This window comes from Mycobacterium sp. UM_CSW (genome assembly GCF_000455205.1).
Classification (GTDB): domain Bacteria; phylum Actinomycetota; class Actinomycetes; order Mycobacteriales; family Mycobacteriaceae; genus Mycobacterium.
Genome location: NZ_AUWQ01000012.1, coordinates 76,195 through 99,940 on the forward strand (window position 1 = coordinate 76,195; position 23,746 = coordinate 99,940).

Below are 23,746 nucleotides of genomic sequence, written 5' to 3' on the forward strand. Positions count from 1 at the left end.
TCTGGTGGCAGAAGCGAATTGACGCGGCGGCTACCCTTGTGTTTCCGGTGGCTCCGGCACGTGGAAATGCTCGTCACGTAGCCGGAAGGCTTCCTTCGCGCCGTGCTCTGCTCGCGTTTTGACGAAGTTGAACTCGCCCGGCGCGAATTGCAAGTTGGTGCCGTAGGCGTGAAACAGGTAGCTCGCGACTTCTTCGCCCTGGTACGCCTGGCTCTGCTCGACGAGGCGGAACGCCTCCTTGGCGATGACGACTCCGTCGGCGGGCATCTTCGCCGCCTTCTCTGCCCAGTAGCGAGCCCGCGCCGTCACCGCGCCGGGATCGCAAGTGTCGGTGAAGATTCCGAGGTGCTCGATCTCGGCGGCCTCGATGATGTCACCGGTCAGCAGCAGCCGTCTGGCCAGCACCGGCCCCAGCCGGTGGAAGAACATGTGCAGGCTGCCCAGGGCCGGGCCGAGGAAGCGGGTGGCCGGCATGCCGATCTTCGTGTCGCGCGCAATGACGGAGATGTCGGTCATCAGCGCCATCTCGAAGCCGCCGCCGAGCGCGTAGCCGGCAATCTCCCCCACCGTCACCTTCGGGAAGCCCATGAAGTTGTGGTAGAAGCCAAAGGACTTGCGGTCCACGGTGAGTCGCCGACGCTGACTGGGACGACGCTTGGCCGCCGCGTCGTCGGACGCCTTGGCCTTGTCGCCGTACCAGCCGTAGGCGTTGTTCATGTCGGCCCCGGCGGAAAAGACTCCCTCGGCTCCGCGCAACAGCACCACGGTGAGGTCATCGTCCTCCGCCACTCGGTCCAGGCAGCGGGCGATGGCCTCACGCATCGTCGCGTCGTAGGAGTTGCGTTGCTTGGGGTTGTTCAGCGTGATCGTCGCGATGCGCCGCTCGGGGTCGACGTCGAAGAGCACACGATCGTCCGAAACGCTGGAGCCGCTCATCTGCCGGACTCCTTTCGCCGCCTGCCGAATTTGAATCCGGTCAGGTCCTCCGGCCGCGACGCCAACGTCTTGACCTCGCCCATACACAGCACTTCGTCGTCGAGCAGCAGCCGCGCCGTCGACTCGATGCCCCGTTCGACCTGTGAGCGAACGATGTCGAAGCGCAGGTCGGTCAGCACGGGCGTCGGCCGGCGGAAGGTGACGAGCAGCGACCGGGTCTTGCCGGAAAGGCCGGTGACGCAATTGTGGTGCTGGATCACGCTGTCGAAGAACACGCCGAGGAAGCCGCCGTGCACCAGCCCCGGCGGCCCTTCGTAGACGAGCGGGAAGGACACCATCCCGGCGGCTTTCTCGGCATCGAGCTCGTCGAACCGGTATTCGGGAAAGCATGGGTTGTAGGCACCGATGTCGGTGGCATGGTTGAGGTATACGCGCCGGGGGTCATCGGCAATCTCGCCGATTCGCGGTGCGCTGTCCGTCGGGGCCGCGGCGGCCAACTCGCCTTCCCACTCGGCGAACTTCGCGAGCATCGCGTCGACGGTGGGGTGCGGGTGCTCCAGCGATAACAGCAGCGAGCTGAGGCGCCGCATGGCGCTGGCCGCCGCGACCGTTTGCGCCAGCGGCGCCTCGCCGAATTTGGCGTCGCCGGCGTATGGCGAAGCGGTTGTGCCGTCGGCCATGCTGCCCTTATCCACGGGGTTTCGCCCCGCTCTGTTCCGTCGTTAGGGTTTCCTTGCTAACTTATACCTCGTATCAATCGTATTGCCTACTGTATGGGTAACCGTATCGGCGGAGAAAGGCCGGGTAGACGGTGAGTCATGGGGCCGACGCGGCCGAGGCCGAGGGATCGGTCAACGCGTGCCGGGATGGCGCGGTCCTGCGGGTCACCTTGAATCGCCCGGCGCAGCGTAACGCCTTGACCCACTTGATGATCGGTCAGTTCGTCGACGCGCTGACCGATGCGGCCGCCGACGATTCGTTGCGCGCGATCCACATCCGCGGCGCGGGAGAAGACTTCTGCGCCGGCGCCGACTGGGTGGCCGCCAATGAGCCCGGCGGCCAACGTCCCCGCGCGGGTGATCTGGTGCGGCGGATCCCGCACGCCGCCCACCGGGTCATCGAACTCGTCGCGAGCGTTCAGCTGCCGGTGGTCTGCAGCGTGCGGGGATGGGCGGTGGGGTTCGGCTGCAACCTCGCACTGGCCGCCGACTTCACCGTCGCCGCCACCGACGCGGTGTTGTGGGAACCGTTCGTGGACCGCGGTTTCAGCCCGGATTCGGGCTCCACCTGGCTGCTGCCCCGCCTGGTCGGGCTGGCACGGGCCAGGCAGATGCTGCTGCTGGGCGAGAAGGTCAACGCGACCGACGCGGCCGCCTGGGGGCTGATCCACCAGGCGGTGAGCGGACCCGAACTCGACGACACCGCCGGGAAACTGGTGGAGCGGCTGGCCTCGGGACCGACGGCCGCGATCGGGCTGGCCAAGCAGGCCCTGAACTTCGGTCAGCACGCGACGTTGAGTCAATCGCTGACGCAGGAGCTGTTCAATCTGGAACTCTCCTGTCGGACAGGCGATTTCAAAGAGGGGCTGGAGGCGTTTCGGCAACGGCGGGCGCCAAAGTTCCAGGGCAGATGAGGGAGCGCGGATGCCTACTGACTCGTTCGACACCATCAACTACCACGTCGACGGGCACACGGCCACCATCACACTGAACCGTCCGGAGGCGCTCAACGCGCTGAGCCCGCACATGATCACCGAACTCCGCGCCGCCTACGACGAAGCCGAGAACGACGACAAGGTGTGGCTGCTCGTCGTAACCGGCACCGGCCGCGCGTTCTGCACGGGGGCCGACGTGAAGGCCATTCCCGAAGACGGCAAGGTGATCTACGAGCGCCCGTACCTGTCGACATACGACCAGTGGGAGGCACCGCAGGAGGGCACTCCGCCGTTTCGCACCATGGCCAAGCCGGTGCTGACCGCGGTCAACGGGCTGTGCTGCGGTGCCGGCATGGACTGGGTCACTACGACGGACATCGTCATCGCGTCCGAGCAGGCGACCTTTTTCGATCCGCACGTGAGCATCGGGCTGGTGGCCGGGCGCGAATTGGTGCGGGTGTCCAGAGTGTTGCCCCGCTCGATCGCGCTGCGGATGGCCCTGATGGGCAAGCACGAGCGGATGAGCGCGCAACGCGCCTACGAACTCGGATTGATCAGCGAAATCGTCGAGCACGACCGCCTGTTGGACCGGGCCTACGAGATCGCCGACATCGTCAACTCCAACGCGCCCCTGGCGGTGCGGGGGACCCGGCTGGCCATCCTCAAGGGCCTGAACGTGCCGCTGCACGAGGCCGAGATACTCGCCGAGACCTTCCGCGAGCGCGTGCTGCGAACCGAGGATGCGCAGGAAGGCCCCAAGGCCTTCGTCGAAAAGCGGAAGCCGAATTGGCAATGCAGATGAGCTTTGAAACCATCCTGCTCGAGGTCGACGCCGACGACCACGTCGCCACCATTACGCTGAATCGGCCCGAGCAGCTAAACGCGTTCAACCGCACCATGTGTGAGGAGATGGCCCGGGCCTGGCGCGCGGTCAAGCTTGACGAGTCCGTGCACGCGGTGGTGCTGCGGGCGGCCGGCGACCGGGCGTTCAGCGCCGGTCTGGACGTCAAGACGCCGTACGGTCAACCCGAAAACGTGTGGAACCACGAGGATCCGGGCGAGGCGCTCAGTCCCAAGTGGCAGAAGATGTGGAAACCCGTGGTGTGCGCCGTCCAGGGCATGTGCACCGCGGGCGCGTTCTATTTCCTCAACGAATCCGACGTTGTCATCTGCTCGGACGACGCAACGTTTTTCGACTCGCACGTATCGGCGGGCCTGGTGTGCGCGCTGGAGCCGATCGGGCTGATGCGGCGCATCGGCCTGGGCGAGACCTTGCGGATGGCGCTGATGGGCAACGACGAGCGCGTCGGAGCCGACACCGCCCTGCGCATCGGGTTGGTTTCGGAGGTCGTCGCCCGCGACCGACTGTGGGGGCGCGCCCACGAGATCGCCGCGACCATCGCCGCCAAGCCGCCGTCGGCGACCCAGGGCACGGTGAAGGCGATCTGGGAATCGCTGGACCGGCCCTACCGCGCCGCCCTGGAGCAGGGGCTCATCTATACGCGTCTGGGCAACCCGCTCGGCACCGCGGAATTGCGCGAATTGCGCGCCCAGCAAGGCGAGGTCGCTGCGCGCGAACCGAAGATCCGGTGATGCACCCGCTCAGCCGACGCATCGCCGACGTGCTCGACCTGCAGCGCGACGCGCACGCGATCGAGTATGGGGGCCAATGGATCTCGTGGCGCCAAGTGGGCGACACCGCGCGGCGCGTCGAATCCGTGGCCGCCGGGGCCTCCGGCGTCGGCATGCTGCTGCGCAACCGGCCCGGCCACGTCGCGGCCTTCCTCGGGGTGCTGCTCGGCGGCGGAACGGTGGTCACCATCAACCCCGGCCGCGGTGACGACCGCACCCGGGTCGACATCGCCGCCCTGCGGCTGCCGTTGATCATCGGCGAACCCGACGACCTGGCCACGCTGGTCCCGGCCGGCACCGCGACGGTGGCGATCATCGGTACCTCCGTCGACGCCCGGGGGCAGGCCTGCGACAGATCCGCCGCCCAGCGCGGCGTGGCGGTGCGGATGCTGACGAGCGGGACGACGGGGCCGCCCAAACGAATCGATCTCAGCTACGACATGCTGGCGCGCAGCGTGATGGGCCCCGACCCGGAAACCGCCCCGGCGCCAACGCAGCTGCGCCGCGGCGTCGCGATCGTCAACTCGCCGCTGGTGCACATCGGCGGGGTGTTCCGGGTTCTGCAGTGCGTCGCCGAGGCCAGGCCCTTTGTGCTGCTGGAGCGCTTCGAGCTGCAGGCATGGGCCGAGGCGGTGCGCACCCACCGGCCCCGCACGGTGTCGCTGGTGCCGGCCGCGCTGCGGACGGTGCTGCACTCCGACCTGACCCGCGCCGACCTGGAGAGCATCCGCGCCGTCACCTGCGGCACCGCACCGCTGTCGGCCGACGACGCCGACGCCTTCACCGAGAAGTACGGCATCCCGGTCCTCACCTCCTACGCGGCAACGGAATTCGGCGGCGGTGTCGCCGGCTGGACCCTCGCCGATTACCAAAAGCACTGGCAAGCCAAGCGCGGCAGCGTCGGACGGGCCAACCCGGGCGCACACCTGCGGGTGGTCGACGACGAAGGCGCGCCGCTCGGGCCCGACCGGGTCGGCCTGCTGGAGGTCAAGCCCGGGCAACTGGGCCCATCGGCGAAATGGATGCGAACCACCGACCTGGCCCGCATCGACGCGGACGGCTTCGTCTGGATCGTCGGGCGGGCCGACCAGGCGATCATCCGCGGCGGGTTCAAGGTGATGCCCGACGACGTACGCGTCGCGTTGGAAGACCATCCCGCGGTGGCGGGCGCCGCCGTGGTCGCGCGGTCCGACGAACGGCTCGGGGAGACGCCCGTCGCGATGGTGCAACTGCGCCAGCCCGCGTCCGCCGACTCCGACACGCTGGTGCAGTATCTGCGAACGCGGCTGGCGCGCTACGAAATCCCCACCGAGATCGCGATCGTCGATGCGATCCCGCGAACGCCCTCCGGTAAGGCCGACCTCAGCCAGGTCAGGCTGTACTTCAGCAAGTCCGCGGCCCATCGCGACCATGCCCGGTGACTCCCCCACGGTCGCCGAGGTCCTGCGACGCCAGGCCCAGTCCCGCGCGGAGCACGCGCTTCTCGTGTGCGACGGCGAGCGCATCGGCTACGCGGAGGCCGAGCGGCGCTCGGCGGAGCTGGCCCGCGGGCTGATCGCGCTGGGGGCGGGCAAGGGCACCCACGTGGGGCTGCTCTACCCGAATGGCATCGAATTCGTCGTCGGGATGCTCGCGGCCGCGCGAATCGGCGCGGTGGTGATCCCGTTCTCCACGTTCGCCACCGCTCGCGAGCTACGCGAGCAGCTCGTCGACAGCGACACCCAAATCCTGCTGTCCGCCCGCTCTTTTCGCTCCCACGATTACGCGCAACGGCTGGCCGAGGCGCTGTCGCGTCCCGAGCCGGTCACCGATGAGCGGCTGTTCGTGACCGCCGCGCCGCAATTGCGTCACGTCATCGTCAATTCCGGCCATCCGTACCGGATAGCCCGCACCGTCGCGCCCGGGTTGCTCGAGGCGATAGAGGACGACGTCGACGGCTGCGATCCGCTGGCCATCGTGTATACGTCGGGCTCCACCAGCGCCCCGAAGGGCGTGGTGCACACGCACGCCGGCCTGCTCGCCCACCAGCGGAACCTCAACGAGATCCGCGGGCTAACCGCGGCGGATCGGCTGTTTTGCAATTCGCCGTTCTTCTGGATCGGCGGGTTCGCATTCGGCCTGCTCGCCACCGTGGTCGCCGGGTCCGCCCTGGTGTGCTCGAATGCCACCGACCCGGGCGTGACCCTCGACCTGCTCGAGGCCGAAAGGCCCACCATCACCAATGGTTTCGTCGCAGGGATCGCGCACCTCGCGGATCACCCCAGCTTCCCAGGGCGCGACCTGTCGTCGATGCGCCGGGGCAATCTGTATCCGATCATGGCGCCCGACGCCCGACCGGCCGATCCGGAACTGCGGCACAACATGCTGGGCCTGACCGAGGCCGGCAGCGTGGTGTTGATCAGCGGCGACGAATCCGACCAACCCGAACACCGCCGCGGATCCTTCGGCAAGCCGGCCCCCGGATTCGACACCAGGATCGTCGACCCGGATGCCTCCGGCATCGGGGAGCTGTGTATCCGCGGACCCTACGTGATGCAGGGGTATTACAAACGCAGCCGCGAGGAGTGCTTCGACGCCGACGGGTGGTTTCACACGGGCGATTTGGTGCGCGTCGACGCCGACGGGTTTTTCTATTTCGCCGGCCGGCTCGGCGCGATGATCAAGACGGCGGGGGCCAACGTCTCGGCGGCCGAGGTTGAGAACGCGATCGCCAAGGTCACCGGCGTCGAGGCTCACGTCGTGGGCATTCCGGACAAGCGACGGGGGGAACTCGTCGCCGCCGTCGTCGCCCGTCCGGGTCTCGACGAAGCCGCGCTGCGGGAGCGTCTCAAGACGGAATTGTCCGCGTACAAGATCCCGAAGCGGCTCATCGCCTTGCCGCGCAACGAGATTCCGCGGCTGTCGAGCGGAAAGGTCGACACCCAACGGTTGCGGAAACTGTTCGATGCCTGAGCGCACCATCGACCAACTGGTGCGGTCTCGCGCCGCACAACACGGCCCTAAGCCGGCGGTGATCGACCCGACGGCGCGGCTGAGCTACCGCGAACTCGACTCCACCACACGCGATCTGGCCGCGGTCTTCGTCGACGCCGGTGTCGGCAAGGGAACCCGCGTCGGGCTGATCATGCCGAACAGCGTCCGCTGGGTGCAGGTGGCGATCGCCCTGACACGCCTCGGCGCCGTGCTGGTTCCGCTCAGCACCCTGCTACGACCCGGCGAGCTGGTCGCGCAGCTGCGGGCCGCGTCGGTTCAATTCCTGGTGAGCGTGGAAGAGTTCCGTGGCCACCGGTACCTGGAGGACATCGAGGCGGTGCCGCGACTGGAACTTCCCGCCCTGCGCCAGGTTTGGCCGATCGACCGGCTCGACAACGCCGTTTCGAGCGAGCCCGCCCGCCGGATCGTCGACGCTATGACCGAGACGGTCACGGCCGCCGATCCGATGGTCATCATGTTCACCTCGGGCAGCAGCGGAACACCCAAGGGCGTCATCCACTCCCACGGCAACGCGTTGGCCGCCGTGGGGTCGGGCTTGGCGGCGCGCTGCATCACGCCCGACTCCCGGCTGTATCTTCCGATGCCGTTCTTCTGGGTGGGCGGATTCGGCAGCGGCATCCTGTCCACGCTGCTGGCCGGCGCGACCCTGGTGACCGAGGAAATACCGCAGCCCGAAACCACCCTGCGGCTGCTGGAATCCGAGCGGGTCACGCTGTTTCGCGGATGGCCCGATCAGGCCGAGGCACTGGCACGGCACGCTGACACCGTCGGTGCCGACCTGTCGGCCCTGCGGCCGGGAAGCCTGGAAGCCCTACTGCCGCCCGACCGGCGGGCCCAACCCGGCGCGCGGGCCACGCTGTTCGGCATGACGGAGGCGTTCGGTCCCTATTGCGGCTACGCTGCCGACACCGACATGCCGCCTTCCGCCTGGGGCAGCTGCGGCAAGCCGTTCCCCGGCATGGAGGTCCGCATCGTCGACACCGACAGCGGCGAGCCGGTTTGGGCGGGATCCGTTGGGCAGATCCAAATCCGGGGGCCACACACGTTGCGCGGCATCTGCCGTCGCAGCCGAGAGGAGCTGTTCACCCCCGACGGCTACTACCCCACCGGTGACCTCGGTCGCCTCGACGAGGACGGATTCCTGTTCTACCACGGCCGGTCCGACGACATGTTCAAGGTCAGCGGCGCGACCGTCTATCCCAGCGAGGTGGAACGGGCCCTGCGCGCGATCGACGGCGTCCAGAGCGCCTACGTGACCAACGTGGCCGGCGACACGGGCGAACGGGTCGGCGCCGCGGTCGTGTGCGCGCGCCCGCGGACCGCCGAGCAGCTGCACACATCGGCGCGAAAGCTGTTGAGCGCGTTCAAGGTCCCGACGGTGTGGCTGTTGCTGGAATCCGACGATGAGGTCCCGCGCGGGGGCACCGGCAAACTCGACATTCGCCGACTGCGGGAGATGTTGATCGAGGCGAATGTGCCCTAGGGAACCCGCGTCCAGGGCTGGCAGTTCTGCGACTCGAAGGCCTTAACCGACGTGTTGATGTTCGCGAACATGGGGCCGATGGACATGTTCGTCTGGAGCACGTGGTCCTTGTTCGCATCGGGGGTGCTGTAGGTGAACCACGCGCACATCGAGTCCTGGGTCGGCACGTTGTTTATCCAGACGCCGAAGGCCGAGGCCGAACCGCCCGTTCGGTAAAGGCCGGGCGCGATGTCGGGCCCCACGACAAAGACACCGTTGCCGGGGATCGGATCCATCGGGTCGGCGACGGCGGGCGCCGCGAGCGGAATCGCGGCCACACATGCGACGAATACGGCCGCTGGGCGAAGCGTTCGGGGCATTGTTCCTCGCTTTGTGTTGTTTGCCGCCTCCGATGGCAGCCTAAGCCCAGGGCGGGTCGGCAACAACAGCTGTCCCGGCTCACCCAGGTTCCGGGTGACTCCCATTCGCTACGACACCCCGCGCGGTGAGGTGATCGATGAGCGGGACGGCGCCCGCGGCAAGATGTTGCGACATCGCCGCCCGCGCGAGCTCCTGGTCGTGCTTTTTCAGGGCGGACAGGATCCGCCGATGATCCTTGATCGACTGCTCCGGCCAACCTTCGATGGCGGGGAACACCGATTCCGGTGCGTAACGGGTGATCTGCGACATCAACTGAGCGAGCTTCGGCGAGTCCGCGGCGACGTTGATGGCGCGGTGAAACTCGTGGTTGAGGCGCACGGTCCGCTCGGTGTCGTCACCGGCGTAGGCCTCTTCGAGCTCGGCCTGGATCTGCTTGAGTTCGCCCAGCTGCTCGTCGGTGATGTTGACCGCGGCCCGCGCGGCCAGCTCTCCTCCCACGTAGCCCTGCACGTTGGCGACATCGGTCACGTCGCGCCCGGTAACCGGTAACACCACAAAGCCGCGGTGCGGCTGCTGGGCGACCAACCCCTCCGCGCGCAGCGCGAACAGCGCCTCGCGCACCGGCGTGACGCTGATCCCGAGCTCGGCGGCCAATTGGTCCAGGCGCACATACGTTCCGCTCGCGTAGGTGCCGTCGAAGATCCTTCTGCGGACGAAGCGCGCGACGTCGTCGGAAAGTTGCGGCCGCGCAGCGAAATCCGGGGTGGTCATCGCCTCACACCTGATACTCGGCAAGTAGCCGCTTGCTGATGATGGACTTCTGGATCTCGCTGGTTCCCTCGCCGATCAGCAGGAACGGGGCGTCGCGCATCAGCCGCTCGATCTCGTATTCCTTGGAATAACCGTAGCCACCGTGGATCCGGAAGCTCTGCTGGGTGACTTCCGAACAGTATTCGCTGGCAAGGTATTTGGCCATGCCGGCGGCGACATCGTTGCGCTCGCCGGAATCCTTCAGCCGTGCCGCATTGACCATCATCAGGTGCGCGGCCTCCACTTTGGTGGCCATCTCGGCTAGCTGGAACGCGATGGCCTGGTGTTCCGCGATCGGCTTGCCGAAGGTCTGCCGCTGCTGGGCGTAGCGCACCGCGAGTTCGAAGGCGCGGATGCCGATGCCGCACGCGCGCGCCGACACGTTGACCCGGCCGACTTCGATGCCGTCCATCATCTGGAAGAAGCCCTGGCCGGGCGTGCCGCCGAGGATGTCGTCGGCGCTCGCCTGGTAACCGTCGAAGATCAGCTCGGTGGTGTCGATGCCCTTGTAGCCCAGCTTGTCGATCTTGCCGGGGATCACCAGGCCGGGCATGATCTCGCCGAAGCCCGTTGGCTTTTCGACGAGGAAAGCGGTGAGGTTGCGGTGCGGCTTGTCCGCGCCCTCGTCGGTGCGCACCAGCACCGCGATCAGGGTCGAGCTGCCCCCGTTGGTCAGCCACATCTTCTGGCCGTTGATGGTGTAGCCACCGCCCGCGTCGCGCTGGGCCCGGGTACGGATCGCGGCGACGTCGGAGCCGAGCTCGGGCTCGGACATCGAAAACGCGCCGCGCGACTCGCCGGTCGCCATGCGCGGCAGGAACCGTTGCTTCTGGGCGTCGGTGCCGTGCTGGCGCAGCATGTAGGCCACGATGAAGTGGGTATTGAGCACCCCGGACACGCTCATCCAGCCGCGGGCCAACTCCTCGACGCACAGCGCGTAGGTCAGCAGCGACTCCCCCAGCCCGCCGTATTCCTCGGGAATCATCAGCCCGAACAGGCCCATCTCGCGCATCTGATCGACGATGGCCTGGGGATAGGCATCGTCGCGCTCGAGCTGCGGCGCGTTGGGAATGACTTCCTTCTCGACGAATTGGTGTACCGTAGCGACGATTTCGGTCTGGAACTCGGTGAGGCCGAGGGTTTGGGCGAGTCTGGTCATGCGCTTTCCGTCCCTATCGTTTTGGCGCTCGTCAGTCGCGCGATGTCCGCGGTCGTCAACCCCAAGCGCTCGGCGAGCACGTCGGCGGTGTCTTGTCCCAGCGCGGGCGCCGGCGGGCTCGCGGCATGGGTGCCGTCGAACGCGGCCGGCAGGCCGGGAGCGAGGTACTCCCCGACGCCCGGTTGGTGCAGCCGGGAAAACAGCGGGTTGGCCGTCACCTTGGCGTCGGTGGCGGCCTCGGCGAAGGTGCGGTACCGCTCGAACAGCACCGTGGTCCCCGACAGCGCGGCGGTGACCTCATCGGCCGTGTGGTCGGCGAACCACGTGCCGAACAGCCCGGACAGGGCGTCGCGGTAGCGGTAGCGGTCGCCCTCCGAACCGAAATCCACCGCCAGCGCCTCCTCGAGCGCCGACACCGCGGCAGCCGTGCCGGTCACCTCCACGAGGTCGCGAAAGTGCCTGCGCGTCAAGGCGACCACCATGAAGCCGACCCCGTCGCTGCTGGTGAAGTCCTGCCCGTACTGGCCGTAGATGGCGTTGCCGAGCCGTTGGCGCTCTGTCCCGTTGACCTGTGGCTCGGTCAGCAGCCCGAGGTTCCCGGCCGTGGCCAGCGCGACGTCCTCCAGCGCGAGGCTGATGCGCGCGCCCGCCCCAATGTGGTCGCGGCGCCGAACGGCGCTGACAACGGCGAGGGCGGCGTACAGGCCGCAGCACACGTCCCAGGCCGGCAGCACGTGGTTGATCGGGCCGGCGTGCTCGGCCGGGCCCGTGACGAGCGGGTACCCGATGCCCGCGTTGACGGTGTAGTCCACCGCGGTGGACCCGTCGCCGCGTCCGAGCAGCTGGACGTGGATGACGTCGGAACGCTTGGCGGCCAACACATCGTGGCCGAGCCAGGGTAGCCCGCCGGCGTTGGTGACGACGATGCCGTCGCCCTCGACGATCAGCCGCTGGACCAGCTCCTGGCCCTCGGCCGAGCGCAGATCGATGGCGGCCGAACGCTTTCCCTTGTTCAGTCCGGTCCAGTAGATCGACGTGCCGGCGGCGGACAGCGGCCAGCGCTCGACGTCGGAGGCGCCGCCGATCGGGTCGACGCGGATCACCTGCGCGCCAAGCTGACTCAGCGTCATCCCGCACAGCGGTGCGGCGACGAAGCTGGACACCTCCACGATGGCGAGGCCGCTCAACGGAGCGTTCACGACGGGGCGACCCGCTCGAAGACCGCGGCCAGGCCCTGGCCCCCGCCGATGCACATGGTCTCCAACCCGTAGCGCGCCTGGCGGCGGTTGAGTTCGCGCGCCAGGGTCGCCAGCATCCGGCCGCCGGTCGCGCCGACGGGGTGGCCCAGCGAAATTCCGGACCCGTGCACATTGGTCCGATCGTGGTCGGCGGCGCCGAAATTCCATTCGCGCATCACCGCAAGCGCCTGCGCGGCAAACGCCTCGTTGAGCTCGATGACGTCGATGTCGGACAGCCGCAGGCCCGCCTTGGCCAAGGCGACCTCGGTGGCCGGCACCGGGCCGATGCCCATGATGTTGGGCGCCACGCCCGCCGACCCCCACGACACCAGGCGGACCAGCGGCGTCAGGCCGCATTCGGCCGCCTTCTCCGGCGTAGTCACGACACACATCGACGCCGCATCGTTCTGCCCGCTGGCGTTGCCGGCCGTCACCGTCGCCTCCGGATCCTCGGCCAGCAGAACAGGTTTGAGCTTGCTCAATGACTCCACCGAGGTGTCGGCGCGCGGATGCTCGTCGGTGTCGATCAATTCTTCACCCTGGCGGGTGCGGACGGAGACCGGAATGATCTCCTCCGCCATGATGCCGTCCTTCTGGGCGGCCACCGCGCGCTGGTGCGAGCGCACCGCGAGCTCGTCTTGCTCCTGGCGCGAAATGCCGTACTCGCGGCGCAGGTTCTCGGCGGTTTCCAGCATCCCGCCCGGCACCGGGTAGTGCCGGCCACCGGCGGTGGTGCGTCCGCGCGCCAGCCCGTCGTGCACCCGGATCCCGCCGCGGGCGCCGCCCCAACGCATGTCGGTCGAGTAGAAGGCGACGTTGCTCATGCTTTCGCAGCCGCCGGCGATCACGAGATCGTGGTCACCGTTGCCCACTTGCAGGCACGCCTGGATCACCGCCTGCAGTCCCGACCCGCAGCGCCGGTCGACCTGCATCCCCGGAACCGTCACAGGCAGGCCGGAATCCAGCGCCACGACCCGTCCGATCGCCGGCGCATCGCTGCTGGGATAGCAGTGCCCGAGGATGACATCCTGCACGGAGTCGGGGGCGATTCCGGTCCGCTCGAGTAGCCCTTTGAGGGCGGCCACGCCCAGGTCAACGGCGGTCAGCGACTTGAACATTCCGCCGTAGCGGCCGATGGGCGTGCGCACGGGCTCACAAATGACGGTCTGACGCATACTCGTTGCTCCGCTCAGATGTGCCGGCCGCCCGTGACTTCCATCACGGTGCCTGTCATGTACGAGGACAGATCGGAGGCGAGGAACAACGCGACGGTCGCGACCTCGCTGGGTTCGCCGGCGCGGCCCATCGGGATCTCGGCCACCTTCTCATCCCAAATGCGTTGCGGCATAGCCTCCGTCATGGCTGAGCGAATCAGGCCTGGAGCGATCGCGTTGACCCGCACCCCGAGGTAAGCAAGCTCCTTGGCCGCGGCCTTGGTCATGCCGACGATGCCGGCCTTGGCTGCGGAATAGTTGGTCTGGCCGACCATGCCGACCTTGCCCGACACCGACGACATGTTCACGATGGCGCCGCGCTTGTTTTCCCGCATGATCGCCGCCGCCAGCCGGATGCCGTTCCACGTCCCCTTCAGGTGCACGTCGATGACCTGATCGAACTGCTCTTCGGTCATCTTGCGCATCGTGGCGTCGCGGGTGATGCCGGCGTTATTGACCATGATGTCCAGGCCGCCGAAGCGCTCGACGGCGGTCTGAATCAACGCCTCGACCTCGGCCGCCTGCGTCACGTCGCAGCGGACGGCCAGCGCTACCTGGTCGCCGCCCAGTTTGTCGGCCGCGGCCTGCGTCGCCTCGAGGTTGACGTCCCCGAGCACGACCCGCGCCCCCTCGGCGACGAATCTCTCCGCAATCGCGAAGCCCAGCCCTTGCGCGCCACCTGTGACGACTGCGGTCTGACCATCCAGCAACGACACGTTAATCCCGCCTCCCTCGCTTTGCTCCCGCCATGGGGTGCCCGTCGGTCGAATATCATATTTCATATAGGATCGCGCTCGGCGCCGGGTGCGCCGCGGCCCAGCGACCAACTTCGAAAGAGGAGCGCCCGCCTATGACGACTGCCGAAATTCAGGAGGTACCCGACGAGGACTTCCGGGAGATCCTCGCCCAGACCCGGCACTTCGTCCGCAGCGCCGTCGTCCCGCGCGAGCAGGAAATCCTGACCGACGACCGGGTGCCGGACGACCTGCGCGACCACGCCAAGAAGATGGGTCTGTTCGGGTATGCGATCCCTCAGCGGTGGGGCGGCCTCGGCCTGAATCTCGTCCAAGACGTCGAGCTGGCAATGGAATTGGGCTACACCTCGCTCGCGGTGCGGTCGATGTTCGGCACCAACAACGGCATCGCGGGACAGGTTCTGGTCGGCTTCGGCACCGACGAACAGAAGCGACGCTGGCTGGAGTCGATGGCGTCCGGTGACGTCGTCGCCTCCTTCGCGCTGACCGAGCCCGGCGCCGGCTTGAACCCGGCCGGCCTGCGGACCAAGGCCGTTCGCGACGGTGACGAGTGGGTGATCTCCGGTGACAAGCGCTTCATCACCAACGCGCCGGTCGCCGACCTGTTCGTGGTGTTCGCGCGCACCCGACCGGCCGACGACCAGGGCCCAGGGATCGCCGTCTTCCTCGTCCCCGCGGACACGGCCGGCGTCCAGGTGGCAGCCAAGGACGCGAAGATGGGCCAGGAGGGCGCCTGGACCGCCGACGTCAGCTTCAGCGACGTCCGCGTCGGGGGCGACGCGCTGATCGGCGGCAGCGAGGACATCGGCTACCGGGCCGCGATGACGTCGTTGGCGCGCGGCCGCGTGCACATCGCGGCAATCGCGGTGGGCGCCGCGCAACGCGCGCTCGACGAGTCGGTGGCCTATGCGGCCACGGCGACGCAGGGCGGGACGCCGATCGGGAGCTTTCAGCTGGTGCAGGCGATGCTCGCCGACCAGCAGGCCGGGGTGCTGGCCGGGCGCGCGCTGGTGCGCGAGGCCGCGCGGCTGTGGGTCAGCAACGAAGACCGCCGGATCGCGCCGTCGGCGGCCAAGCTGTTCTGCACCGAAATGGCCGGCAAGGTGGCCGATCTCGCGGTGCAGGTGCACGGCGGCAGCGGCTACATGCACGGCGTTCCCGTCGAACGCATCTACCGCGACGTGCGCCTGCTGCGGCTCTACGAGGGCACCAGCGAGATCCAGCGCCTGATCATCGGTTCGAACCTCGTGAAGGCGGCGCAGCGATGAGCGGCAGGTTGGCGGGGCGGGTGGCCCTCATCACCGGGGCGGCGCGCGGCCAGGGCCGGGCCCATGCACTTCGGATGGCCCGGGAGGGCGCCGACATCATCGCCGTCGACATCGCCGGAGAGCTTCCCTCCTGCGTGCCCTACGATTCCGCCACTCCCGACGACCTCGCCGAAACCGTCCGCATCGTCGAACAGGAGGACCGTCGAATCTTGGCCACCCACACCGACGTTCGCGACTTCGGCGAACTCCGCCGGGTGGTTGAGGACGGCGTTGGCGCCTTCGGACGCCTTGACATCATCGTCGCGAACGCCGGCATCTCGGCCCCGCAGGCCTGGAACGACATCACCCCCGAATCGTTCCGAGACGTCATGGAGATCAACGTCACCGGCACCTGGAACACCGTGATGGCGGGCGCCGACAAGATCATCGAAGGTGGCCGCGGCGGCTCGATCATCCTGATCAGTTCCGCGGCCGGCATGAAGCTGCAGCCGTTCATGGTGCACTACACCACCAGCAAGCACGCGGTCGCCGGGATGGCGCGCGCGTTCGCCGCCGAGTTGGGCAAGCATTCGATCCGGGTCAACAGCGTGCACCCGGGCCCGGTGAACACCCCGATGGGATCCGGCGACATGATCGCGGCGATGGCCAAGGCCATGGAAACCAACCCGCAGCTGACCAACATGCTCACGCCCTTCCTGCCCACCTGGGCCGCCGAGCCCGAAGACGTCGCCGACGCCGTGTGCTGGCTGGCCAGCGACGAATCGCGCAACATCACCGCCGCGCAGATCCCGGTCGACCAGGGCTCGACGCAATACTGATCGGCCCTCGCAGGGAATAGCCGACACGGATTGGCGTTGCTAGGCGGCATGAAAGCCTTCAGCGAAACCGAACGCCAGGAGTTCCTCGCCGATACCCACGTTGGCGTCCTGTCCGTCGCCGCCGACGGCCGGCCGCCGGCCAGCGTCCCGATCTGGTACGACTACACGCCCGGGGGCGACATCCGGATCATGACGGGCGCGTCGAGCCGCAAGGCGCGGCTCATCGAGCGCGCGGGCGCGGTGACGCTCGTGGTTCAGCGCGAGGAGTTGCCGTACCAATATGTGGTGGTGGAGGGCACCGTCGTCGGGACCACCAAGCCGGCCCCGGCCGACGCGCAGGAGGCCATCGCCATCCGCTACCTCGGCGAGGAGGGCGCGCGCGCGTTCCTGCAGAGCATGGAGGGCGTCGAGGAGGTGCTGTACACCATCCGCCCGGACCGCTGGCTGTCCGCCGACTTCACCGGCGACCTCTAGCCGAGCAGCTCCAGCGTCCCCAGCTCGCGGATCGCCCGGCAGCCGCGGGTCAGCATCGCGAGCACCATGTCGTCGCCGCGCTCGGTGGCAGCGGCGAACGCGAATCCCAGCGCCGAGATCAGCGGTGCCTGCAGCACGCCGAGCCGGTAGTCGCGCCAGCACGTTTCGCGGTCGTAGCCGGTGACCCCGCAAGCCGTCAGCGCCCGGTGATAGTCGGCGACGAGGCCTTCCTCGAGGCTGGCGCGCAGTTGCGGATTTAGGCTGGTCGCAGTGAAGTAGGCCAGATCTCTGGCCGGCAGGCCCACGCCGAGCGTTTGCCAGTCGACCACGCTCACCCGGGTCCGGTCGGGATCGAACAGCATGTTGTCCAGCCGATAATCGCCGTGCAGCAGCGCGAACCGGTCATACTCGGCCAAAAGCCACGGCGCCACCAAACCCATTGCCGCAGTGAAAGTATCGCGGTCTTCGGCGCTCATCCGACCGCCCAGCTTCTCGAGCGTGATGTCGGCACTCATCTTGGCCACCTCACCCATGCCGTTGGCGCCCGCCTCGTCCGGCCGCCCGAACGCGATGCCTTCGAAATCCAGCCAGGCCCGATCGCACCAGGTCGGGGCGTGCAGGCCGGCCAGGGCGGTAACCGCGAGGCGCGCTTCGGCTTCGCCGCAGCCCGCGAGCTGGTCGCCCTGCACCGCCGGAGCCTGATCGGCGAGCAACAGCGCGAAATCCATTGCGTCCTCGGCGATCGCGCAATAGAAGCACTCCGGCGTCGGCACCTGCACCCGATCGGCAACGGATGAGTAAAACGCGCATTCGCTGCGATATCCGATGACGACCCGGTCGCGCACCGTGTCGTCCTGGGCGGGCAGCTTGATGACGAAGGTCTGCGGCAGGTCACCGGGATCCGTCGCGTAGCTGGCCGTGACCCGGTAGGTGGCGCCGGTCTGGCCGGTGCCGATGGCAACCACGTCGACGCCCGACACCGCGACGGGCGCGCGCCGTTCGCTGAGCACGCCTGACAGCCATTCCGGGGTCACGTCGCCGGGGTACCGGGGAATCGACACCACCGCATCCATGAGCAGGCCTCCAGCGCTCCGACGGTCAATTGACCGATCAACTGTAAGGCATACGGCAAGAGCCGCGGTCAACCGCCGTGATCGACCGCGATGTGCCACTCCGCGGCCTCGCGCTGCTGGCGCCAGAATTCCTCGAAACGTCCGCCCGCGGAAAGCAGTTCGTCGACCGTGCCCTCCTCGATGATGCGGCCGTCGTCCACGAAGAGCACCCGGTCGGCGTGGCGAATGCTCGCCAAGCGGTGCGCGACGATCACCCGCGTGCGCGCATGCCGATCGGCGCTGAGCGCGTCGACCACCGCGGCCTCGTTTTCGGTGTCCAGGGCGCTGGTCGCCTCGTCGACCAGCAGCATCGGCGCGTCCTTGAGCAGGGCACGCGCGATGCTCACACGTTGCCGCTCTCCGCCGGACAGCGCCGACCCGGCCTCGCCGACGACGGTGTCCGCTCCGTCGGGCAACCGGCCGGTGAGTTCGTCGACCCGCGCCAGGGCGACGGCGCGTGCGAACTGCTCGTCGCCGGCGGCCGGGTTTCCCGCGAGGACGTTCTCGCGGATCGTGCCGTGGAACAGGTACGGATGCTGGAACACGACGCTGCTGGTCGCGCGCCGGGTCTCGGCGTCGAGGGTCGCCGCGTCGACACCGTCGATGAGCACGCGGCCCCGGGTCGGCTCGTGCAGGCCGGCGATCAGCGCCAGGATGGTGCTCTTGCCGGATCCGGACGGGCCGACGATCGCCGTCGTGGTGCCCGGCCGCAGCGAGAAGCTCAGCCCGTCGAGGGCCGGCGCGCTCGCCCCGTCATAGCCGAAGGTGACATCGTCGAACTCGATTTGCGGGGCCGCGGCGAGCCCGGGCAGCGTGGCGGCTCCGGCCTGCATGACGGGCGCGGTGAGCACGGACCGGATGCGGTCCAGGGTGGCGCGGGTGCTCTCCAGCGCGGGGGCCAGCTCGCTGAGGGTGGTGAACGGCTCGAGGTAGCGGGCGATCACGACGATCAGCGCGACGGCCTCCGGCACGCTCAGGGTCCCGCTCAGCGCCAGCGCCGTCGTCGTGCCCGCCAGCAGGATGAGGGCCAACTGGCTGGCAATGCTGAACAGCAGCTGGCCCGGAACCTGCATGGCCAGCAGCCGCATCGTCGTCCCGCGCTGTGCGGCCAGCGCCTCGCCCACCAGGCTGCGGGCGGGCTCGGCGCGCCGCGCGGCCCGCAACGCCTGCTGGGTTCGGGCGAACTCGATGATCCGTTCGGTGAGCGTGGTGTTGGCCGCGGCGGCCGCGGCGTCGGCGCGGCGTGCCAGCCGCGCGGAGCCCCACAACGCGCCCAGCAGCAACGGCACGCCGCCGAGCGCGGCCAGGCCCAGCTGCCAGGACACCGGCAGCAGCGCCAGCGCGATGCCCGCCGGCAGCAGGATCGCCGTGACGAGCGGCGTCAGCAGATTGACCACCAGGCCCACGAGTTCCGGACCCGTCGCCGCGATGGCCTGCCGTGCTGTCGCGGTGTTTTCGGCGCCGAACCAGTCCAGCCGGACGTCCGGAAGCCGGTCCGCCACGTCGTGCTGGCTGTGGTCGAGCACCGCGAAGCCAAGATCCAGGCCGATGCGCGCGGTCGCGGTGTCGATCGCCCAGCCGGCCACGGTCGCGGCGGTGAGCAAGCCCAGCCACACCAGCGCGCGGTGCGGTTCGCCGCCAAACAGCGCGCCCACCAGTGGGACCAGCAGCACCGTGGCCACCGCCCGCGCCACCACGGAGATCAGGGCGAGCGCGGCGTACGAAAACACCTTGGCGCGGCGCTCTTTCGGAACCAGGCCGATCCAGGTGCGGATCATCGCGCCGCCTCCCCCGCCGCGGCCGCCGGGACCGCGCTGCCGTGGCCCGTGTCCCACAGCCGGCGATAGCGTCCGTCCGCGGCGAGCAGCTCCTCATGGGTGCCGCGTTCGGCGATCCGGCCCTCATCGAGGACGACGATCTGGTCGGCGCGGGTGATGGTGTGCAACCGGTGGGCGATCACCAGGACCGTCCGCTCCCGGGTGAGCCGGTTGAGCGCTTGCTGCACAAGGTATTCCGATTCCGGGTCGGCGAAGGCCGTGGCCTCGTCGAGGATCAGGACCGGGGTGTCGGCGAGGATGGCGCGGGCGATGGTGAGCCGTTGACGTTCGCCGCCCGACAACCCGCTGCCCGCACCCAGCATCGTGTCGTAGCCCTGCGGCAGTCGCACGATGCGGTCGTGGATTTGGGCCTCGCGCGCCGCGGCCTCGATCTGCGCGGCGGTGGCATCGGGGACGGCCAGCGCGATGTTCTGCGCGACCGTGCCGTGCACCTGCTGGGTTTCCTGCAGCACAAAGCCGACGCGGGTGTAGAGTTCGTCGGCGCTCAGGGACCGAATGTCCTGTCCCCCAACCCGTATCGCGCCCTGCTCGACATCGTGGAATCGGGCCAGCAGCGCGGCCAGCGTCGACTTCCCCGAGCCGGAGGGGCCGACCAGCGCGGTCACGGTGCCGGGCCGCAGCGTCAGCGACACGTCCCGGATCACCGGAACGCCGGGGCGATAGCCGAAGCCGACGCGATCGAACACCACGGTCGCCGGCGCGTCGCCTCGGGGCGCTTCCTGCCGTCGCACCTCGAGTTCGGGCTCGTCGAGCGCGTTCTGCAGCCGCCGGGCGGCCAGCATCCCGGCGCGGATGCCACCGAGCCCGTAAGCGATGCCGAGCAGGCGCGCACCAAACGTGGTGCCCAGCAACAGGAACGGCAGCAGGTCGACCGGATCCATCCGTCCGCCCGCGATAAGCAGGGTGCCGGCCGCCGTGATGAGCCACAGGAACGTCGAGGGACGGGTGGCCAGATCCATCAGCGTCTTCTTGCCGGCGAGGGGACGCTGCCAGGCCACCAGGAACCCGACGTACTCGTCGAGGCGGCGCCGGAAGTTGGAGGCCGCGGCGCCGCCGAAGACGCGAATCACCGGTTGCCCTTCGAGATACGCGCCGGCCTCCCCGCTCATCCGCTCCGCCCAGCGCTGCGATTGCGGGATGCGTGGGCCGGACTGAATCGTGATCGACGACGTCAGTACCAGATAGACCAGGACAGGAACGAACAGCACCAGCGCCACCCGCCAGTCGACGGCGAAGAGGTAGATCAGCACCGCCACCGGCGCGACGACGGCGGCGACCGCGTCCGGGATGGCGTGGGTGACCAGATAGTGCAGCGCCAGTGTGTCGTCCTGCACCAGCTGCTTGATCGACCCCGATCCGCGGGCGGTGAACCAGCCCAGCGGCAACCGGGACAGCTTGGTCAACAGCCGCGAACGCAAGTCACCGGCGAAGCGCGCGTCGAGGACATGCAGCCACAGCGTGAGCGCGGCGCCGAGCAAAGTGCCGAGCCCCAGCAGCGAAACCGCCGCGATGCCCAGGGTCCACAGCCGCTGCTCGCCGGCGCCGGATACCAGCAGCCGGGCCAACTCGACCAGGAGCACGAACGGCGCCAGTTGCACCAGTGTGATCACCGCCTGCAGCACGCCGGAGAGGATGAGCGCGGGGCGCAGCGGGGCGAGCAGCCGGCCCGCGCCCTGGGCGCGCCAGCTGCCGCGGGGCGGCGGCGACGGTGTCGACGGTTCGGGTTGTGGCACTGGGGTTTCTGAGGTCTCCGCTTCGTCGCCCCGGCTGGTGCCCATGGCCCGCCCGGCGCTCCAATAGGCCTGGGCGTGAATCTCGGACTTGGGAAACCCGAACTCGTCGCGCAGCCGCGTGCGGACGTGCTTGAGCGTCGTCGCCTCGGGCGTGGCCCACGCGTACCAGTTCGACCAGTCCCTGCTTTCGATCGCCGCGGCCAGCGACTTCTCCTCGCGGCGCGGGACCCAATGCACCCGCAGCCGTGGGTGTTTCGCGAGTGGGATCAGCGTGTCGTTGTCGTCGTGCTGCTCGAGGTACACCTCGATCGGGACATCGTCGGGGACGGTTCCCACGATTCCGTTGATCCCGGGGATCGACGCCGAGTCGCCGATCAGCAGGTACCCGGCCGGCTGCTCGTCGGGCGCGTCGAAGCGCGACGAGCCCATCAGCGACATGACCGCGATCGTCGCGCCGGGTTGCACCGTTCGTGCCCACAACGAGGCCGGGCCCGCCGGCTCGTGCAGGACGACGTCGACGGCGAAGCGGCCGGCGGCGACGTCCGCCTCCGAGATCGTGTACGCGCGCTGGAACTCGGTGCTCGATCCGTCGGGGTCCGGGAACCAGAACCGCAGCCAGGCCGCGGGTTCGGCCTCCACCTCGTCGAACAGCGTGGGCGACTGCATCCGCACCCGCACGAAATGCGGCGCGATGCGGACGGTTTCGATGACAGTCGCGGTGTGGTCGCGGGCGCCGAAGCTGCGCAGCATCACCCCCTGGAATCCGCGCGCCATTCAGCGATCCGCCCCGACGACCTCTGTCTCAGCGATCAGCGGCGGCCGGCCGCCCCGACAAGACGCAACCGACTGCATTCAGCGACCCTCCGAGTAGGTAAGTTACCCACAAACTAAGGGTTGCCTTACCAAAGGTCAACCCGGGAGGTGTCGACTACGTTCCGGGCCCCGTTTGCGCGTCGAGGTCGACGAAACCGTGAGCTCTACTCGAACTTTTTCGCGGTGGCGTAGATCTGGACGAGCCTGGGTCGAGGTGCCGGCTACGCCGCCTGCCCCGACCCCCGCAACTCGCGCAGGGCGGTGCGCAGGCCGCGCCGTTTGCCGGTCTGGGGATCGACGAAGCTTTCCCGCAGCCCCTCGCGGACGCGGAACTTCAGCTCCGAGCGCGTCTCCCGTGCGTCGTCGGGCGTCGCCTGCAGAAGTTTGTCGGGCAGGGCGAGCTTGAGGATCGTCCAGAACGTCTGCAGGTATTGGCGGCCAAGGGATCCCGTGGTGTAGGGCAGGTCGTATTTGTCGCACAACTCGCGCACCCGCACGGCGATCTCCGCGTAGCGGTTGCTGGGCAGATCCGGAAACAGATGGTGCTCGATCTGATAGCACAGGTTGCCACTAATGAAGGCCATCAGCGGGCCGGCGTTGAAGTTCGCCGATCCCAGCATCTGGCGCAGGTACCACTCGCCCTGGGTTTCGTTCTCGAACTCATCGACGGTGAATTTCTCCGCGCCGTCGGGGAAGTGCCCACAGAAGATGACCATGTAGGCCCAGATATTGCGGATCAGGTTGGCGGTCATGTTGGCCTTGATGGTGCGCTTCCAGTTGCGCCCGGTCAGCGCGGGAAAGATCAGGTAGTCCTTGCCCTCCTGCCGGACCAGTTTCTTCATGATCACCCGCAGATCCTTGGCCGCCTCGGCGTAGCTCTTCTCCTTTTTGCGCAGCTTCGCGGTCTCGATGTGGTGCAACGCGACGCCGTACTGGAAGAACGTGCCCAGCAGCATGTTGTAGATCGGGTTGCCGAGCATCCAGGGTTCCCACGGCTCGTCGCGGGTGACGCGCATGATGCCGTAGCCGACATCGGCGTCGAGGCCGACAACGTTCGTGTACTTGTGGTGGACGAAGTTGTGGGAGCGCTTCCACTGGACGCTCGGGCAGGTGGTGTCCCACTCCCACTCCGTCGAGTGGATTTCCGGATCGTTCATCCAGTCCCACTGGCCGTGGATGATGTTGTGGCCCAACTCCATGTTCTCGATGATCTTGGCCATGGCGAGCATGGCGGTACCGCTGAGCCAGGCGAGCTTGTTGTGGCTGGCGAACAACACGATTCGACCGCCGGCGGCCAAGACCCGCTGCAACTGAATTGACCGGCGAATGTAGCGGGCGTCGCGCTCACCGCGGGACTCCTCGATGTCGGCGCGGATGGCGTCCAGTTCCTGCGCGAGCTGGTCGACGTCCTCGGTGGTCAGGTGCGCGTATTCCTTGATGTCAGTGATTGCCATG

21 protein-coding genes are annotated in these 23,746 nt (G+C 68.4%); 9 read left to right on the plus strand and 12 right to left on the minus strand.

Annotated elements, in window-relative coordinates:
* Positions 1-30: 30 nt before the first annotated feature.
* Positions 31-936, minus strand: coding sequence for an enoyl-CoA hydratase/isomerase family protein (locus tag N415_RS05190; RefSeq protein WP_068177873.1), 906 nt, complete (start codon positions 934-936; stop codon positions 31-33).
* Positions 933-1,616 (minus strand): hypothetical protein, encoded by a 684-nt coding sequence (locus tag N415_RS05195; RefSeq protein ID WP_068178139.1) that lies wholly within the window; start codon positions 1,614-1,616, stop codon positions 933-935. Before N415_RS05195 ends, N415_RS05190 begins: the two co-directional genes overlap by 4 nt.
* A 131-nt stretch (positions 1,617-1,747) precedes the next feature.
* Between N415_RS05195 and N415_RS05200 the strand changes: the two genes are divergently transcribed.
* The 6 genes from N415_RS05200 to N415_RS05225 are packed head-to-tail and all read left to right on the plus strand — an operon-like array spanning position 1,748 to position 8,699.
* Complete coding sequence (locus tag N415_RS05200; RefSeq protein WP_068177875.1) at positions 1,748-2,569, plus strand: enoyl-CoA hydratase-related protein; 822 nt, start codon at positions 1,748-1,750, stop codon at positions 2,567-2,569.
* Positions 2,570-2,579: 10 nt separating this feature from the next.
* Complete coding sequence (locus tag N415_RS05205) at positions 2,580-3,392, plus strand: enoyl-CoA hydratase/isomerase family protein (protein ID WP_068133528.1); 813 nt, start codon at positions 2,580-2,582, stop codon at positions 3,390-3,392.
* Complete coding sequence (locus tag N415_RS05210; RefSeq protein WP_068178142.1) at positions 3,389-4,183, plus strand: enoyl-CoA hydratase/isomerase family protein; 795 nt, start codon at positions 3,389-3,391, stop codon at positions 4,181-4,183. Before N415_RS05205 ends, N415_RS05210 begins: the two co-directional genes overlap by 4 nt.
* Positions 4,183-5,643: an AMP-binding protein gene (locus N415_RS05215; protein ID WP_068177877.1), complete on the plus strand. Its 1,461-nt coding sequence runs from the start codon at positions 4,183-4,185 to the stop codon at positions 5,641-5,643. The genes N415_RS05210 and N415_RS05215 overlap by 1 nt, the downstream gene beginning before the upstream one ends.
* Entirely contained in the window at positions 5,633-7,174 is a 1,542-nt protein-coding gene (locus tag N415_RS05220) for a class I adenylate-forming enzyme family protein (protein WP_068177879.1), read from the plus strand. The genes N415_RS05215 and N415_RS05220 overlap by 11 nt, the downstream gene beginning before the upstream one ends.
* Positions 7,167-8,699: a class I adenylate-forming enzyme family protein gene (locus tag N415_RS05225; protein ID WP_068177881.1), complete on the plus strand. Its 1,533-nt coding sequence runs from the start codon at positions 7,167-7,169 to the stop codon at positions 8,697-8,699. Before N415_RS05220 ends, N415_RS05225 begins: the two co-directional genes overlap by 8 nt.
* Here the strand turns inward: N415_RS05225 and N415_RS05230 are convergent.
* The 6 genes from N415_RS05230 to fabG form a co-directional block, all read right to left on the minus strand.
* Positions 8,696-9,058, minus strand: a complete 363-nt coding sequence (locus tag N415_RS05230) for a hypothetical protein (protein ID WP_068177883.1) — start codon at positions 9,056-9,058, stop codon at positions 8,696-8,698. The two genes, N415_RS05225 and N415_RS05230, sit on opposite strands and share 4 nt — an antisense overlap.
* Before the next feature lie 79 nt (positions 9,059-9,137).
* Positions 9,138-9,830 (minus strand): GntR family transcriptional regulator, encoded by a 693-nt coding sequence (locus tag N415_RS05235; RefSeq protein WP_068177884.1) that lies wholly within the window; start codon positions 9,828-9,830, stop codon positions 9,138-9,140.
* Positions 9,831-9,834: 4 nt separating this feature from the next.
* The gene (locus N415_RS05240) at positions 9,835-11,028 is read right to left on the minus strand and encodes an acyl-CoA dehydrogenase family protein (RefSeq protein WP_068177886.1); all 1,194 of its coding nucleotides are present in this window, start codon (positions 11,026-11,028) and stop codon (positions 9,835-9,837) included.
* The gene (locus N415_RS05245; protein WP_068177888.1) at positions 11,025-12,227 is read right to left on the minus strand and encodes a CoA transferase; all 1,203 of its coding nucleotides are present in this window, start codon (positions 12,225-12,227) and stop codon (positions 11,025-11,027) included. The genes N415_RS05240 and N415_RS05245 overlap by 4 nt, the downstream gene beginning before the upstream one ends.
* Entirely contained in the window at positions 12,224-13,441 is a 1,218-nt protein-coding gene (locus N415_RS05250) for an acetyl-CoA C-acetyltransferase (RefSeq protein ID WP_068177890.1), read from the minus strand. The genes N415_RS05245 and N415_RS05250 overlap by 4 nt, the downstream gene beginning before the upstream one ends.
* A 14-nt stretch (positions 13,442-13,455) precedes the next feature.
* Positions 13,456-14,196, minus strand: coding sequence for a 3-oxoacyl-ACP reductase FabG (gene fabG, locus N415_RS05255; RefSeq protein WP_193376407.1), 741 nt, complete (start codon positions 14,194-14,196; stop codon positions 13,456-13,458).
* Positions 14,197-14,330: 134 nt separating this feature from the next.
* Between fabG and N415_RS05260 the strand changes: the two genes are divergently transcribed.
* From N415_RS05260 to N415_RS05270, 3 genes are read left to right on the plus strand one after another with little or no spacing between them, the layout of a single operon-like run.
* Positions 14,331-15,503: an acyl-CoA dehydrogenase family protein gene (locus tag N415_RS05260; RefSeq protein WP_068177892.1), complete on the plus strand. Its 1,173-nt coding sequence runs from the start codon at positions 14,331-14,333 to the stop codon at positions 15,501-15,503.
* Positions 15,500-16,321 carry a mycofactocin-coupled SDR family oxidoreductase gene (locus N415_RS05265; protein ID WP_068177894.1) on the plus strand — a complete coding sequence of 274 codons (822 nt, stop codon included), beginning with the start codon at positions 15,500-15,502 and terminating at the stop codon, positions 16,319-16,321. Before N415_RS05260 ends, N415_RS05265 begins: the two co-directional genes overlap by 4 nt.
* A gap of 48 nt (positions 16,322-16,369) precedes the next feature.
* Positions 16,370-16,795, plus strand: coding sequence for a pyridoxamine 5'-phosphate oxidase family protein (locus tag N415_RS05270; RefSeq protein WP_068177898.1), 426 nt, complete (start codon positions 16,370-16,372; stop codon positions 16,793-16,795).
* On the opposite strand, the gene N415_RS05275 is transcribed toward N415_RS05270, so the two are convergent.
* The 4 genes from N415_RS05275 to N415_RS05290 all read right to left on the minus strand — a co-directional run bounded on the left by N415_RS05275 (position 16,792) and on the right by N415_RS05290 (position 23,745).
* On the minus strand, positions 16,792-17,868 hold the full coding sequence (locus N415_RS05275; RefSeq protein ID WP_068177900.1) for a phosphotransferase: 1,077 nt from the start codon (positions 17,866-17,868) through the stop codon (positions 16,792-16,794). The two genes, N415_RS05270 and N415_RS05275, sit on opposite strands and share 4 nt — an antisense overlap.
* A 68-nt stretch (positions 17,869-17,936) precedes the next feature.
* A complete protein-coding gene (locus tag N415_RS05280) occupies positions 17,937-19,685 on the minus strand; it encodes an ABC transporter ATP-binding protein (protein WP_068178147.1) in 1,749 nt (582 codons plus the stop codon).
* Complete coding sequence (locus tag N415_RS05285) at positions 19,682-22,252, minus strand: ABC transporter ATP-binding protein/permease (RefSeq protein ID WP_068177901.1); 2,571 nt, start codon at positions 22,250-22,252, stop codon at positions 19,682-19,684. Before N415_RS05285 ends, N415_RS05280 begins: the two co-directional genes overlap by 4 nt.
* 260 nt (positions 22,253-22,512) lie before the next feature.
* The gene (locus tag N415_RS05290; RefSeq protein ID WP_068177903.1) at positions 22,513-23,745 is read right to left on the minus strand and encodes a fatty acid desaturase; all 1,233 of its coding nucleotides are present in this window, start codon (positions 23,743-23,745) and stop codon (positions 22,513-22,515) included.
* Between the last annotated feature and the right edge of the window lies 1 nt (position 23,746).

Coding starts and splice junctions, on each gene's coding strand:
- N415_RS05190 (WP_068177873.1), bottom strand. CDS start 936: ATGAGCGGCTCCAGCGTTTCGGACGATCGTGTGCTCTTCGACGTCGAC.
- N415_RS05195 (WP_068178139.1), bottom strand. CDS start 1,616: ATGGCCGACGGCACAACCGCTTCGCCATACGCCGGCGACGCCAAATTC.
- N415_RS05205 (WP_068133528.1), top strand. CDS start 2,580: ATGCCTACTGACTCGTTCGACACCATCAACTACCACGTCGACGGGCAC.
- N415_RS05210 (WP_068178142.1), top strand. CDS start 3,389: ATGAGCTTTGAAACCATCCTGCTCGAGGTCGACGCCGACGACCACGTC.
- N415_RS05215 (WP_068177877.1), top strand. CDS start 4,183: ATGCACCCGCTCAGCCGACGCATCGCCGACGTGCTCGACCTGCAGCGC.
- N415_RS05220 (WP_068177879.1), top strand. CDS start 5,633: ATGCCCGGTGACTCCCCCACGGTCGCCGAGGTCCTGCGACGCCAGGCC.
- N415_RS05225 (WP_068177881.1), top strand. CDS start 7,167: ATGCCTGAGCGCACCATCGACCAACTGGTGCGGTCTCGCGCCGCACAA.
- N415_RS05230 (WP_068177883.1), bottom strand. CDS start 9,058: ATGCCCCGAACGCTTCGCCCAGCGGCCGTATTCGTCGCATGTGTGGCC.
- N415_RS05235 (WP_068177884.1), bottom strand. CDS start 9,830: ATGACCACCCCGGATTTCGCTGCGCGGCCGCAACTTTCCGACGACGTC.
- N415_RS05240 (WP_068177886.1), bottom strand. CDS start 11,028: ATGACCAGACTCGCCCAAACCCTCGGCCTCACCGAGTTCCAGACCGAA.
- N415_RS05250 (WP_068177890.1), bottom strand. CDS start 13,441: ATGCGTCAGACCGTCATTTGTGAGCCCGTGCGCACGCCCATCGGCCGC.
- N415_RS05260 (WP_068177892.1), top strand. CDS start 14,331: ATGACGACTGCCGAAATTCAGGAGGTACCCGACGAGGACTTCCGGGAG.
- N415_RS05265 (WP_068177894.1), top strand. CDS start 15,500: ATGAGCGGCAGGTTGGCGGGGCGGGTGGCCCTCATCACCGGGGCGGCG.
- N415_RS05270 (WP_068177898.1), top strand. CDS start 16,370: ATGAAAGCCTTCAGCGAAACCGAACGCCAGGAGTTCCTCGCCGATACC.
- N415_RS05275 (WP_068177900.1), bottom strand. CDS start 17,868: ATGGATGCGGTGGTGTCGATTCCCCGGTACCCCGGCGACGTGACCCCG.
- N415_RS05280 (WP_068178147.1), bottom strand. CDS start 19,685: ATGATCCGCACCTGGATCGGCCTGGTTCCGAAAGAGCGCCGCGCCAAG.
- N415_RS05285 (WP_068177901.1), bottom strand. CDS start 22,252: ATGGCGCGCGGATTCCAGGGGGTGATGCTGCGCAGCTTCGGCGCCCGC.
- N415_RS05290 (WP_068177903.1), bottom strand. CDS start 23,745: ATGGCAATCACTGACATCAAGGAATACGCGCACCTGACCACCGAGGAC.